The organism is Pseudomonas flavescens (assembly GCF_013408425.1).
GTDB classification, from domain to species: domain Bacteria; phylum Pseudomonadota; class Gammaproteobacteria; order Pseudomonadales; family Pseudomonadaceae; genus Aquipseudomonas; species Aquipseudomonas fulva_A.
This window is the reverse complement of sequence record NZ_JACBYV010000001.1, coordinates 3,389,020-3,402,327: the sequence shown is the minus strand read 5'-3', so window position 1 is coordinate 3,402,327 and position 13,308 is coordinate 3,389,020. Positions and strand designations below refer to the sequence as shown.

Here is a 13,308-nt window from a genome sequence, read left to right as displayed (position 1 = left end):
GCTAATTTCTGTATGTCCGCATGGGCCAACTATACGACCTTGGCCGCAGGCCAGATAATAAGAAATGTTGTGTGATAACGTATGACGATATTTATCAGTGCAGGAAATCCCATGCCGCATTGTCTTGTCGAGGCCTCGCGCTCACTGGAAAAAACGCTCGGTGGCGATGAGTTGGTCGCTCTGGTGCATGACGCCGCGATGGGCACCGGATTGTTCAGGGAGGGTGAGGTGAAGGTGCGTCTGAGCCTCTACGACCACTACAGTGTGGGCGGCAGTCAGGGCGATTTCCTGCATGTGATCTTCTACCTGCTGGCCGGCCGTACGGACGAGCAGAAGAAAGCCCTGTCGATGGCCATCGTGCGCTCGCTGGTGGAGCGCCTGCCGGAGGTCGAAAGCATTTCTCTGGATGTGCGGGACATGCGCCGTGAAGCCTTCAGCAACCGGCGCAGTTGCCTGGACGCAGGCTGATGGGCAGGCCGGGCGGCCGAGGTGCCGCCCGACTGGTGGTTGAACCCGGCAGGAGATCAGCCCCGGTAGTAGCGCTGCGCCACGAACGGGGTCTTGGCGACCTTCATGGCGACGCGCTTGCCGCGCACCAGGGCCCATACATCGCTGTCCACGGCGACGTGGCTGCTCCGTACGTACCCCATGGCCAGCGGTGCGCCCAGGCTCGGGCCGAAGCCTCCGCTGCACACCTGACCGATGAGCTCGCCCTCGGCATTCACCAGTTCCGCACCTTCACGTACCGGCGTGCGTTCCTGGGGTAGCAGGCCGACACGTTTGCGGGCGACGCCTTCCCGCTGCTGCGCGAAGATCCGCTCGGCACCCGGGAAGCCGCCTGGGCGAGTGCCATCGGCCCGTCGCGCCTTGGAGATCGCCCAGAGCAGGCTCGCCTCGATCGGCGTGGTGTCGGTGCTCATGTCGTGGCCATACAGGCACAGGCCGGCCTCCAGGCGCAGCGAGTCACGGGCGCCCAGGCCGATCGCCTGCACTTCGGGCTCGGCCAGCAGGCTGCGTGCCAGGGCTTCGGCATGGGCGGCGGGCACGGAGATTTCGTAGCCATCCTCACCGGTGTAGCCCGAGCGGCTGACGTAGCAATCGACGCCGAGCAGGCGTACCGCGGCGAACTGCATGAAGGTCATCTTCGCGACTTCAGGTGCCAGGCGGGTGAGTACGTCGACCGCCCTGGGGCCCTGCAGGGCGAGCAGGGCGCGCTCGAAGCGCGATTCGATCTGGCACTGGTTGGCGATGTGCTGCTGCAGGTGCATCAGGTCCTGATGCTTGCAGGCCGCGTTGACCACCAGAAACAGCGTGTCGTCGCCCAGGTTGGCGACCATCAGGTCGTCGAGGATGCCGCCATTGGCGTCGGTGAACATGGCGTAGCGCTGCATGCCCACCGGCAGGTCGACGATATCCACCGGTACCAGGCTCTCCAGCGCCTTGGCGGCGCCGGCGCCGCGCAGGATGATCTGGCCCATGTGCGAGACGTCGAACAGCCCGGCGGCTTCGCGGGTGTGCAGGTGTTCCTTCATCACGCCGAGCGGATATTGCACCGGCATCTCGTAGCCAGCGAACGGCACCATGCGTGCGCCCAATTCCAGGTGCAGCGCGTGGAGGGGCGTTTTCGCCAGAATTTCAGAGCTCATTGCGCTCTCCTGTGTAGGTCGTGAGCGGCCCGCAATCGCGTGCGGGCATAAGGGGGGCTGCCGAAGCGTTCGGCAGCCCGGCGCGATCAGGCGTCCTGATAAGCCTCGATGGGGGGGCAGGCACAGACCAGATTGCGGTCGCCGAACACGTTGTCGACCCGGCCTACCGGCGGCCAGTATTTGCCGTCGATCAGACTGCGGGTCGGGAAGACCGCCTGCTCGCGGCTGTACGAATGCGTCCACTCACCCACCAGTTCGGCGGCGGTGTGCGGGGCATTCTTCAGCGGGTTGTCGTCGACATTCAGCTCGCCGCGTTCGACCGCACGAATTTCCTCGCGAATGGCGATCATGGCGTCGCAGAAGCGATCCAGCTCTTGCTTGGACTCGCTTTCGGTCGGCTCGATCATCAGCGTGCCAGCCACCGGGAAGGACATGGTGGGGGCATGGAAGCCAAAGTCGATCAGGCGCTTGGCCACGTCGTCGACGCTGATGCCGCTGCTGTCCTTGAGCGGGCGCAGATCGAGGATGCACTCGTGGGCCACCAGGCCGCCTTCACCGCTGTACAGCACCGGGTAGTGCTCTTCCAGGCGACGGGCGATGTAGTTGGCATTGAGGATCGCCATCTGCGACGCCAGGCGCAGGCCGGTACCGCCCATCATGCGGATGTACATCCAGGTGATCGGCAGGATGCTGGCGCTGCCGAATGGCGCGGCACTGACCGCGCCTTCCTTGCGCTGCATGTGGGCGTGACCGGGGAGGAAAGGCGCCAGGTGGGACTTCACGCCGATCGGGCCGACACCCGGGCCGCCACCGCCATGGGGAATGCAGAAGGTCTTGTGCAGGTTGAGGTGGGAGACGTCGCCGCCGAACTTGCCGGGCGCACAGAGGCCGACCATGGCGTTCATGTTGGCGCCGTCGATGTACACCTGACCGCCGTTGTCGTGGACGATGGCGCAGATCTCGCGAATGCCTTCCTCGAACACCCCGTGGGTGGACGGGTAGGTGATCATGATCGCTGCAAGCTGATCGCGGTGCTGCTCGGCCTTGGCGCGCAGATCGGCGATGTCGACGTTGCCGCGAGCGTCGCAGGCGGTGACGACCACGCGCATGCCGGCCATATGGGCGGTGGCCGGGTTGGTGCCGTGGGCCGATTGCGGGATCAGGCAGATGTCGCGCTTGTCGTCGCCGCGGCTGTGGTGGTAGGCGCGGATAGCCAGCAGGCCGGCGTATTCACCCTGGGAGCCGGCATTGGGCTGCAGCGATACGGCGTCGTAGCCGGTGGCAGCGCAGAGCATGGCTTCCAGCTCGTCGGTCAGTTGCTGATAGCCGGCGCTCTGCTCGGCAGGGGCGAAGGGATGCAGGTTGCCGAATTCCGCCCAGGTGACGGGAATCATCTCGCTGGCCGCGTTGAGCTTCATGGTGCAGGAGCCCAGCGGGATCATGCTGCGGTCCAGGGCCAGGTCCTTGTCGGCGAGCTTGCGCAGGTAGCGCATCAGCTCGGTTTCCGAGTGGTAGCGGTTGAATACCGGGTGCTCGAGAATCGCCGACTGACGCAGTTGCGCAGCGGGCAGGCCGGTGTCGTCCGTCTTGGCCAGGGCCGCGAAGTCCGGCAGGGGTTTGCCATCGGCGAACAGGGTCCAGAGTTGCTCGATATCCGCCTGAGTGGTGGTTTCGTCGAACGACAGGCCGATACGCCCGGCGTCCACTTCGCGCAGGTTGATGCCGGCTGCACGGGCTTTCTGGTGCAGTGCCGCGGTCCGCTCGCCACTTTGCAGGGTGAGGGTGTCGAAGAAGGCCCGTTGTTCGATCTGCATACCGAGCGCCTGCAGGCCGCGGGCGAAGATCAGCGTCAGTTGGTGGACGCGCTGGGCGATCCGGGTGAGCCCCTGCGGGCCATGGTAGACGGCGTACATGGCGGCGATATTGGCCAGCAGCACCTGAGCGGTGCAGATGTTGCTGGTGGCCTTCTCGCGGCGGATATGCTGTTCGCGGGTCTGCATGGCCAGGCGCAGGGCCGGGTTGCCGAAGCGGTCCACCGAGAGGCCGACCAGGCGGCCCGGCATGTCGCGCTTGAACGCGTCACGGGTAGCGAAATAGGCGGCATGCGGGCCACCGAAGCCCAACGGCACGCCGAAACGTTGCGCGCTGCCCAGCGCCACGTCGGCACCGAACTCGCCAGGCGCCTGCAGCAGGGTCAGGGCCAGCAGATCGGCTGCCACGGCCACCAGGGCGTTGGCGCCGTGGAAACGCTCGACCACGTCGCGGTAATCGAAGATGTCGCCATTGCTCGCCGGGTATTGCAGCAGAGCGCCAAAGAAGGCGCTGGCGTCGTCGATGGCGGTCTCGTCACCGACCACCACTTCGATGCCCAGCGGCTCGGCGCGGGTACGCAGCACGTCGAGGGTCTGCGGGTGACAGTGCTGGGAGGCGAAGAAGGCGTTGGCGGCCTTGTTCTTCGACAGCCGCTTGCAGAAGGTCATGGCTTCGGCGGCGGCGGTGCCTTCGTCGAGCAGCGAGGCGTTGGCGATCGGCAGGCCGGTGAGATCGCTGATCAGGGTCTGGAAGTTCAGCAGCGACTCCAGGCGGCCCTGGGATATCTCCGGCTGGTAAGGCGTGTAGGCGGTGTACCAGGCCGGGTTTTCCAGCAGGTTGCGCAGGATCGGCGAGGGGGTGTGCGTGCCGTAGTAACCCTGGCCGATGTAGTTGCGAAACAGCTGGTTCCTGGCGGCGATGGCCTTGATGGCGGCCAGCGCATCGGCTTCGCTCTGGCCGTCGCCAGCAGGCAGCACGCTGGTGCCCTTGATGCTGCCGGGAATGACGCTGGCGGTCAGTGCGTCGAGGTCGCTGAAACCGAGGGTTTCGAGCATGGCAGCGGTATCTTGGTCGCGTGGGCCGATATGGCGTGCGATGAATTCGTTGCGGGTGGTCAAGTCGGTCATGGTTTTCTCTCAGGCGTCGGCTTTGGCGTTGAGCAGGCGCTCGTAGGCGTCCTGATCGAGCAGGCCGGCCAGCGCCTCTGCGTTGCTTGGGCGGAAGCGGAAGAACCAGCCCTGTCCCAGCGGTTCGGCGTTGACCAGCTCGGGGCTGGCCTCGAGGTCGGCGTTCACTTCGACCACTTCGCCGTCGAGCGGCATGCCGATGTTGCTCGCTGCCTTCACCGATTCCAGCACGGCCACTTCTTCACCGGCGGTGTAGGCCTGCAGGTCGGGCAACTGCACGAATACCACGTCACCCAGTGCGTCTTGAGCGTAGGCGGTGATGCCCACGGTGACCAGCCCATCGGCCTCCTGACGCAGCCATTCGTGCTCGACGGTAAAACGCAATTCGCTCATGGGGACTCCTTGGTGGTTTTCGTGCCCATCTGTGTGGGCGCAGCTAATGGGTAGAGCCATTAGCAAACTAGGTGCCAGTTTATTTTTTATATATAAATCAATGGCTTAATGTTTTTAATTGGGTGTGAGGCGACGATTTGTATCGATTTCGATACGCAGTGTTCCGTCTTTAAGCCCCAGCCCACGGCAAGGCCCCGAATGTCGCAGCTGACAAACTCCGTGTCGTATTCGATACGTTGTATTTAAAACGATACATGTGGCGCAGGCGCCCGCAATCGGGCGGCGGAGGCGGAGTCAGTGCAGGGCGGTACCTGCGCTCAACTGGCGCAGGCGATCGCCCAGGCGGACGTGCAGCGCCGGGTCGTCGCACAGCAGCAGGGCACGCTGGACATCGAAACGCTCCGCCTGTGGGCAATCGAGGCGCTGGTAGAGCTCGGCTCGGGCCAGATGATCACTGACGTTGGGAGGCGCCAGTTGCAACACGCGCTCGGCGTCTTTCAGGGCGGACAGGTAGTCCTCGTCCTGCACATGCAGATAGCGCAGGTTGCGTGACAGGCGCACGATCATGCTGCGGGCATCGCAGGCGAGCATGTGTTCGGCACTCAGCTGGGCCTGCGGGCCGATGTAGCGCAGCAGCAGCTCACGACAGTCGCGGGTATACAGGCGCCGCCCGCCACAGGGGTCGAGCAGGTGGTCGGCACCGGGAACTCGCAACAGGAAGTAGCCAGGGAAATTGACGCCCTGCAAAGGGATGCCCAGACGCCGCGCCAGCTCCAGGGCGATCAGTGCGATGCTCAGGGGCTGGCCACGACGGCGCAGCAGCACCTTGTGCAGCAGCGCTGCCTGTGGCCGCACCGGGTTGTCGTCATCTTCGTGGAAGTTCAGGTCGTTGAGGCGGCGCAACAAAGGCTGCGCGAGCTCCTGCGGGGGGAGGTTGGGGAGGCCTGCATCGACCTGGTGCTTCAAGCCGTCGAGCTCGCTGACGATCAGCTTGGGTTGCACGGCCATGTCATGTTCGGCAGCGACCCACAAGGCCGCTTCGAAGAGCGCCGGCTGCTCGGTGTTCAGACAGGCAAGGCAGTGGTCGCGCGCACTCATGGTCACCTCCCGTGGGTGACCTCTGTTTTAACCGTGCGCGCGCCTGACGTCTAGAGCTGAAGGCCGCGGATATGTTGCCGGCGATTTGTACGGCGCCGCCCGCCGATCATTCCGCCTGGGCTTCGTTACCCAGTTCGCCGAGGGCATCGGGCTGGTTCTTGAAGGCCTTGGCGAACACATCGCGGTTTCTGGCCATGTAGATGCCCAGCTCTTCGCCCTGTTCCTCGCTGAGGGACGGTACCGCCTTCTGCAGTACCTCGCTGAGCAGTTCTGCCAGTTCCAGCATCTTGTCGTGACGGTCGGCTTCGGCTTTATCCATGAATAAACGCTCCGGATCGCGACTGCTGCGGTACACCACTTCGACGGCCATTCATCACCTCTACGCCTTCACGCTAATGGTTGAAAATATACTGTTCATACATACAGTTTCGGCAAGCATAATGAACCTTGCTGCATTTGAACAGGGTAAACATGATTGCCGGTGTGCGCGGCATCTTGGCACGCGCTGCGAACCGTCGCATCCGTGCCTTTTCGCCGACGGCGGGCTTCTCTGTGCCACGGCAGGCGCTGCAGGCCAGCTTCGCTGGTCTCGTTCCTGCATGGAAGTGTCATGCAGACGCGCAATCATGGCGGCGTTCGGCTGCATGAATCGTGTAGAGGGAAAGGGTATGGAGTGGTTGGATAACAGCCGCAAGCAGATGCACAAGGGCGCGAACTCGCTCGCTGTTCGTCGAGGGCCTCCACTACCTGGGCCTGGCGCTGGGGGAAATGGTCAACACCTAATTTAAAGACCAACAAACCAGTACGTACTACAAGGTAGTCATCTGATCGCTTGAGATCTCTGGCATCATCGAATTTTGAATGGTAGGGGAGGGGAGTCTTTGTGAAATGGGCAGATCGCAGCAGGGAACGCATGCACAAGCAGGCTAATTCGATAGGGAACCTTTTTGTCGAAGGGTTCCATTACATGGGGCTATTCGCCATCGGTGCCGCTACCGCATGGGCTTCGGTCATGGCTTTCATGGACATGGTGGAAGCACGCCATGCCAGCGTAGACGACATCTTGCTTCTATTCATCTACCTGGAGCTTGGGGCGATGGTAGGGATCTACTTTAAAACGAACCATCTCCCGATAAGGTTTCTGTTGTACATCGCGATCACGGCGCTTACCCGACTTCTGATCGGTGACGTGTCCCACCACAAGGCGCCGGATATCGGCCTGCTGTACCTGTGTGGCGGTATCTTCTTCCTGGCGCTGTCGGTGCTGGCGGTGCGCTTCGCGTCCTACAAGTTTCCGTCCAGCAAGGCCATCGACTCGAGCGGCGAAGTGGTCGGCGACAACTACTCGGAGAAGTAGTGACGCCTGTCAGTCACTCAGCGGGGCGAACAGTGCCTGCAGGTCGTCCTCGCTGAGTTGCCATTGCGCCTGGCTGCCGCCTTCTTCCAGCAGGCCGTGGGCCAGGCTGGCCTTGGCGTGCTGCAGTTGCTGGATCTTCTCCTCGACGCTGCCACGGGCGATCAGCTTGTAGACGAACACCGGCTTGTCCTGGCCGATCCGGTAGGCACGATCGCTGGCCTGGGCCTCCGCTGCGGGGTTCCACCAGGGGTCGAAGTGGATCACCGTGTCGGCCGCGGTGAGGTTGAGGCCCGAGCCGCCTGCCTTGAGGCTGATCAGAAAGACCGGAAACTGCCCCGCCTGGAACTGCTGTACCGGCGTGCGGCGATCTCGGGTGCTGCCGGTCAGCTTGGCATAGGCGATACCGCGGGCCTGCAGCTCGGCCTCGATCAGCGCCAGCATCGAAGTGAACTGGGAGAACAGCAGCACCCGACGGCCTTCGCCAATCAGCGCTTCGAGCATCTCCAGCAGGCTGCCGAGCTTGCCGGAGTCGGCGCTGCTCAGTTCTTCCGGCGCTTCGTCGAGCAGGCGCAGGTCGCAACACACCTGGCGCAAACGCAGCAACGCCTCGAGGATCACGATCTGGCTGCGGGCCAGGCCCTGGCGGGTGATTTCCTCACGCACCTTGCGGTCCATGGCCAGGCGCAGAATCTCGTAGCGGTCGCGCTGTGCCGGGGTCAGTTCCACCCACTGGGTGATCTCGGTCTTCGGTGGCAGCTCGCGGGCCACCTGTTCCTTCTTGCGACGCAGCACGAAGGGTTTGATGCGCCCACGCAGATGCGCCAGACGCTGTTCGTTGCCATGCTTTTCGATGGGCGTACGGTAGTCGCGGGTGAAGCTCTTGCTGTCGCCGAGCCAGCCCGGCATCAGGAAATTGAACAGCGACCAGAGCTCGCCCAGGTGGTTTTCCAGCGGCGTACCACTGAGGCACAGACGCTGTTGCGCGTTGATCTGGCCAGCGGCAAGAGCCGCCTTGCTGCGCGGGTTCTTGATGCTCTGGGCTTCGTCGAGGATCAGCAGATGGAAGCGTTGCGCGGTCAGCGTCTTGAGGTCACGGGGCAGCAGGGCATAGGTGGTGAGCACGATGTCGTGTTCGGCGATCAGCTTGAACTGGCTGCGGCGCTTTGCACCGTGCAAGGCCAGCACCTTGAGGCTCGGCGCGAACCGCGCGGCTTCATCCTGCCAGTTGGGGATCAGGCTGGTGGGCATGACGATCAGGGCCGGTTGCTGCAGGCGGCCGTTCTGTTTTTCCAGAAGGATATGCGCCAGGGTCTGCAGGGTCTTGCCAAGGCCCATGTCGTCGGCCAGCACGCCGCCGACCTTCAGTTCGGCCAGGGCCTGCATCCAGCCCAGCCCCTGCAACTGGTAGGGACGCAGTTGTGCCGCCAGGCCATCCGGAGCGCTGACCGTCTGCAGCGTGGTGTGCTGCAGACGCTGGGCGAAATCGCGCAGATCGGCGCCACCCTGCCAGTTCAGCGCCGGGCCCTGCTGCAGGACATTGAGGCGTGTCGCATCGGCACGGGGCAGACGCACCCGGGTGCCGATGTCTTCGCCATCACCGATGAACAGCTCACCGAGCGCTGCCAGCAGCGGCTTGAGCCGTGCATAGGGCAGGGCAACGCGACGCTGGCTGTGGGGCAGGGTGACCAGCAGCATTTCTCCATCCTGGCGCTGTGCAAGTGCTTCGCCGGAAAGCAGCCAGGGCGTGCGCCGAATGGCCTGGAGCAGGATGGGCAGCAGGCTGATGCGCTGACCCTCCACTTCGATCCCCAGCTCCAGGTCGAACCAGCCCTGCTCGGGTACCTCGTCGACATCGGCGTACCAGTCGTCGATCTGTGCCAGGTTGTACTGGAAGTCGGGTTGCACCTCGACGCGCCAACCCTCTTCGCGCAAGGCCGGGACCTGCTGCTGCATGAAGGCCAGCCAGGCCGCGTCGCCCTGCAGTTCGAAGTGTTCGCCAGGATGCTGGGCGAGTGCCTCGCTCTGCCGCAGGGCCGTGCGCAGGCCGCCTTCTTCCAGGCGATGACGCAGCTCGGCTTCGCGGGCGCCGTCACGCACGATGCGCAACTGATGGGTCGGGCCCAGGCGATACAGCAGGTCCTTGACCGGTTTGCCAGCGGCGCTGTGGCCCTGATAGTCGAAGGCCAGCGCTGCGCGGTGCTGGGTCTGCTCCAGCATGCGTCCCTTGCGCGCATCGAAGTGCACGCGCACGTGGCTGCCGAGGGTCAGCACCGGTATCGGCGGCACATCGTCGATGCGGGTTTCTTCCATGGGCTTTTCGACGACGATCAACGAGCCGAGGTCCTCGCCGGAACGCTGGCGGGCTTCGAGCGTGAGCAGAGCGGCGGCGACGTGCTTGCAGTTGAAGCCAACCGGGCAGCTGCAATGCCCGGTCACCCCCCAGCCCTGGCCGTAGGGGTGCAGGGTGATGCGCTGCTGGTAAGGTCGCTCGCCACTGCCCAGGCAACTGGCGAGCAGGCTGAGATCCTTGAGGCTGAGCAGGCGGCTGAGCCCGCGCTTGGCATAGTCCTGACCGCGGCGCAGCGCGCCGTCATCGAAATCGCCGCGCCAGTCGGCCTGCTGCAGGTGCAGGATGTCTGGCATCAGACGAGCTCTCCGGGGTCAAAGGCAGGGTTCGGCATGGCAGGATGAATACGGTGGCAAGCCGCCGATGGTCTCATAGCCTGAGCGGGATTGGCAGCACCTGTGCGGCCAATGCGCCTGCGGCAGGTGCTCTACCGTGGCACGGTTCATTGCTCTTCGGTCTTGATCGCACCGCGAATGTTCATGGCCGCCAGGCACAGTTGCAGCACGATCAATGCGTAGGCATGACTGTAGAGGCCCCAGGCGATCCACAGCAGGTTGCTGGCCATGAACACCCAGAAACCCAGGTTACGGCGTTGGCGCTGCTTCGATGCGACCAGCCAGGCCGCAGCGACGGTAACCAGCATGGCTGGCCATTGCAGCCAGTCGATGTATTCCATGAATGCGCTCGTTTATCAGCAGGGACTTGAGGTGCGACCCGGCTGGAAGAGGTCTGTTCGACCTTTCAGACCGATTCGTTCTCGCGCTGGGCCTTGTCGGCGTACATCTCGGCGTCTGCCATGCGCAGCAGGTCGCTGGCGGTTTGGCCGTCCTCGGGGGCGATGGCGATACCGATGCTGATGCCGATCTGCAATGTCTGCTGGTTGAAGGTGATCGGTTCGCTGAGGGCTTCCTCGATACGTTGGCCCAGGCGAATCGCTGCTGCACGGTCGAGGCCGGGGAGCAGGGCGGCGAACTCGTCGCCGCCCAGGCGTGCCGGCATGTCGATGCGCCGCAGCAGGCCGCGCAGGCGCCGGGCACTGACCTTGAGCACCTCATCGCCTGCGGCGTGGCCGTAGCGGTCATTGATCTGCTTGAAGTGATCGAGGTCGATCATCATCAGCGCGAACGGTGTGCTGCGGCCTTTGGACGTGAGCGCATTGGCGACGCTGTGATCGAAGAGCCGGCGGTTCGGCAGGTCGGTCAGTGGGTCAAGGTGAGCCAGGGTATTCAGCGGGCGTAGCAGGTGGCGGCTGATCAGCAGCACCACCAGGGCCGACAGCAGCAGACTGGCCAGCAGCAGATAGCGCTGGAAGGTCTCGATGCGCGCGTAGGCAGCCATGGTCTGTCCCAGCGACTTGCCCATGATCAGCAGTACCTCGCTGGCGCCCTGGGCATTGACGTTGCTGAGCGACACCGAACGCATCAGGTATTCGTTGTCGGCGTCTTGCAGCGTCCAGCTTGCGCCATCGATCAGCGCGGCGGGGTTACCGAGCAGGCGGTCGAAGGTGCTGTTCAGGGTGTCGCCATGCAACTGCCAGGCACCGTTCTCGCCGCGCGAGAGGATGACGAACTCGGTGTCGGTGACCCGCTTCAGATCCTCTGCGAGGTCGTCGTCGATGGCGAAGCCCAGGGTGAGCTCGGCCTGTGGCGTGGGCATGCTCACCACGCTGTGGATCAATTGATAGAGCACGCCGCTCTGGCTGCGCAGCAGGGTGATGGGCAACTGCCCGTCGGTACCGCCGGATTGCGCCGCGGCCTTGAGCAGGGGAACGATGTCGGCCTGCTGCAGCTCGCTGGGCACGCTGGCGATCAATTGCCGGTCGAGGCTGTTGAGTACGGCGATATCGGCCTGCAGGCGTCTGCCGTGATTCTGCAGCATGGATTCGATGGTCGCGCGCTCACCGATGGCGATGGCCTCCTTGAGGCCGTAGTCGGCCGCCAGAACGGCGGCGCCCTGACCGAGTTGCCGATGGCGCAGCTCGAGCAACTGGTCGACCACCTGGGCGGTGGTCTCCAGGCTGGTGTTGATGGTTTCTTCGACGATGTTGCGGTTGGTGCGCACACTGACCAGGTAGATGATGACCTGCACCGCCAGGAGTGCGGCGAGCAGCGCCAGAATGATGCGTCGCTCCTGGGTCCTGATGTGCCTGCTGGTTCTCATCGAATGTCCGATCGGGCTGATTTCGTATCGAGTGTAGAGCAGCGATTTGCCCGCAAGTGCCCTCCGCTCACGGCATACGTTTGAAGATTCGCTCGGAGAACAGCATCTGGGCGAGCAGCGGATAGCTCAGGTAGTGCAGCGCGAAGATCACCACACCCATGGGATTGGGGTCGTCCTGCAGCGTCATCATGGTCAGCAGGCCGGCATACAGCAGCGCCAGCATGCCGCCGTACAGCCAGACCAGGCGGCGACGTTCACCGCGGGTTGGTGGGCGGCGCTGCTGCCAGGCGAACAGAAGGGCCATGATCGCCGCCACGCTGGCGGCGATCACCAGAGTGGCCAGCACGCCGCCGAGTTTCACGAAGCTGCGCAGCAGCAGGTTGAGCAGGACGGCTGCGACCACGCCGATCACGGCATAGCGGGTCATGGCGACGGAAGCATGGGATGGAGGCATGGCGGCACGGCTCGGTGCAAAGGATGAAGCCTGAGTCTCGTCGCTGGAGCCGGGTTCTACAAGGCGCGATCCAGGCCGAAGCGGCGGCTCAGTATGCGATCGAGCAGCGCGCCGGGCAGCAGGGCGGCGAGCAGCGGCAGTGCGCGGCTGCCATTGCCGATGCGGAGCACCCGTGGCCGCTTGCCGCCGTTCACGGCGGCGAACACATTGCGAGCGACGTGGCTGGCAGGGGTCGGATTGTCCTGGGAAGCCATGGCGCGGGCACGGATGCCGTCACGCATGGGCCACCAGGGCGAGCGCTCGCCGATCAGCTGCTCGGCCTGACGGCTGGCGTGAGTGCCGAAGCTCGACTCGATGGCGCCGGGCTGCACCTCCAGCACGCCTACACCGAAAGGCGCCAGCTCCAGGCGCAGGGCATCGCTGAGCGCGTGTACGGCAGCCTTGGAGGCGCAGTAGGCGCCGGCGAACGGGGTGACCAGCACGGCAGAGACACTGCCGATGTTCACCACCAGCCCCTTGTTGCGGCGCAGTATCGGGAACAGCGCCCGGGTCACGCTGACGATGGCGAACACATTGGTTTCGAACTGTCGGCGCAGCGCCGTGGCGCCGCCATCGAGCAGCGGGCCCATGGCGCCGTAGCCGGCGTTGTTGATCAGTACGTCCAGGCCGCCGATGCGTTGCTCGAGCGTCGCGGCCAGCCGTTCGACTGCGGCGGCGTCGTCCACGTCCAGTTGCACGGCGTTGAAGCCCGCCGCGCTCAGGCGCGCCACGTCTTCCTCCTTGCGGGCGCTGGCCCAGACCTGGTAGCCCTGCTGCGCAAAGGTGTCGGCCAGTGCGCGGCCGATGCCGCTGGAGCAGCCGGTGATCAGAACCGTGGGGTGGCTCATGGGGAATCCTTGTGCTTGTTGTTATCT

12 protein-coding genes are annotated in these 13,308 nt (G+C 64.3%); 2 read left to right on the top strand and 10 right to left on the bottom strand.

What is annotated here, in order from left to right:
- Positions 1-111: 111 nt before the first annotated feature.
- Positions 112-468 (top strand): 5-carboxymethyl-2-hydroxymuconate Delta-isomerase, encoded by a 357-nt coding sequence (locus FHR27_RS15175; RefSeq protein WP_179538971.1) that lies wholly within the window; start codon positions 112-114, stop codon positions 466-468.
- A 56-nt stretch (positions 469-524) separates the two neighbouring features.
- Here FHR27_RS15175 and gcvT read toward each other — a convergent pair whose 3' ends face one another.
- From gcvT to FHR27_RS15150, 5 genes are all read right to left on the bottom strand, one after another.
- Complete coding sequence (gene gcvT, locus FHR27_RS15170) at positions 525-1,646, bottom strand: glycine cleavage system aminomethyltransferase GcvT (RefSeq protein WP_042555399.1); 1,122 nt, start codon at positions 1,644-1,646, stop codon at positions 525-527.
- A gap of 86 nt (positions 1,647-1,732) precedes the next feature.
- Positions 1,733-4,585 (bottom strand): aminomethyl-transferring glycine dehydrogenase, encoded by a 2,853-nt coding sequence (gcvP, locus tag FHR27_RS15165; protein WP_179538970.1) that lies wholly within the window; start codon positions 4,583-4,585, stop codon positions 1,733-1,735.
- A 9-nt stretch (positions 4,586-4,594) separates the two neighbouring features.
- On the bottom strand, positions 4,595-4,978 hold the full coding sequence (gcvH, locus tag FHR27_RS15160; protein ID WP_179538969.1) for a glycine cleavage system protein GcvH: 384 nt from the start codon (positions 4,976-4,978) through the stop codon (positions 4,595-4,597).
- A gap of 294 nt (positions 4,979-5,272) precedes the next feature.
- A complete protein-coding gene (locus FHR27_RS15155; RefSeq protein ID WP_179538968.1) occupies positions 5,273-6,076 on the bottom strand; it encodes a SirB1 family protein in 804 nt (267 codons plus the stop codon).
- 106 nt (positions 6,077-6,182) lie between these two features.
- Positions 6,183-6,446: a YebG family protein gene (locus tag FHR27_RS15150; RefSeq protein WP_042555403.1), complete on the bottom strand. Its 264-nt coding sequence runs from the start codon at positions 6,444-6,446 to the stop codon at positions 6,183-6,185.
- Between the two features lie 513 nt (positions 6,447-6,959).
- On the opposite strand from FHR27_RS15150, the gene FHR27_RS15145 reads away from it, so the two are divergent.
- The gene (locus tag FHR27_RS15145) at positions 6,960-7,433 is read left to right on the top strand and encodes a phosphate-starvation-inducible protein PsiE (protein WP_082045851.1); all 474 of its coding nucleotides are present in this window, start codon (positions 6,960-6,962) and stop codon (positions 7,431-7,433) included.
- 9 nt (positions 7,434-7,442) lie between these two features.
- On the opposite strand, the gene FHR27_RS15140 is transcribed toward FHR27_RS15145, so the two are convergent.
- The 5 genes from FHR27_RS15140 to FHR27_RS15120 all read right to left on the bottom strand — a co-directional run bounded on the left by FHR27_RS15140 (position 7,443) and on the right by FHR27_RS15120 (position 13,281).
- On the bottom strand, positions 7,443-10,076 hold the full coding sequence (locus FHR27_RS15140; RefSeq protein WP_179538967.1) for a DEAD/DEAH box helicase: 2,634 nt from the start codon (positions 10,074-10,076) through the stop codon (positions 7,443-7,445).
- Positions 10,077-10,222: 146 nt separating this feature from the next.
- Complete coding sequence (locus FHR27_RS15135) at positions 10,223-10,456, bottom strand: hypothetical protein (RefSeq protein WP_042555406.1); 234 nt, start codon at positions 10,454-10,456, stop codon at positions 10,223-10,225.
- Between the two features lie 65 nt (positions 10,457-10,521).
- Positions 10,522-11,940, bottom strand: a complete 1,419-nt coding sequence (locus FHR27_RS15130) for a GGDEF domain-containing protein (protein WP_052493838.1) — start codon at positions 11,938-11,940, stop codon at positions 10,522-10,524.
- 67 nt (positions 11,941-12,007) lie between these two features.
- The gene (locus FHR27_RS15125; protein WP_042555407.1) at positions 12,008-12,394 is read right to left on the bottom strand and encodes a hypothetical protein; all 387 of its coding nucleotides are present in this window, start codon (positions 12,392-12,394) and stop codon (positions 12,008-12,010) included.
- A gap of 56 nt (positions 12,395-12,450) precedes the next feature.
- Positions 12,451-13,281, bottom strand: a complete 831-nt coding sequence (locus FHR27_RS15120; protein ID WP_179538966.1) for an SDR family oxidoreductase — start codon at positions 13,279-13,281, stop codon at positions 12,451-12,453.
- Between the last annotated feature and the right edge of the window lie 27 nt (positions 13,282-13,308).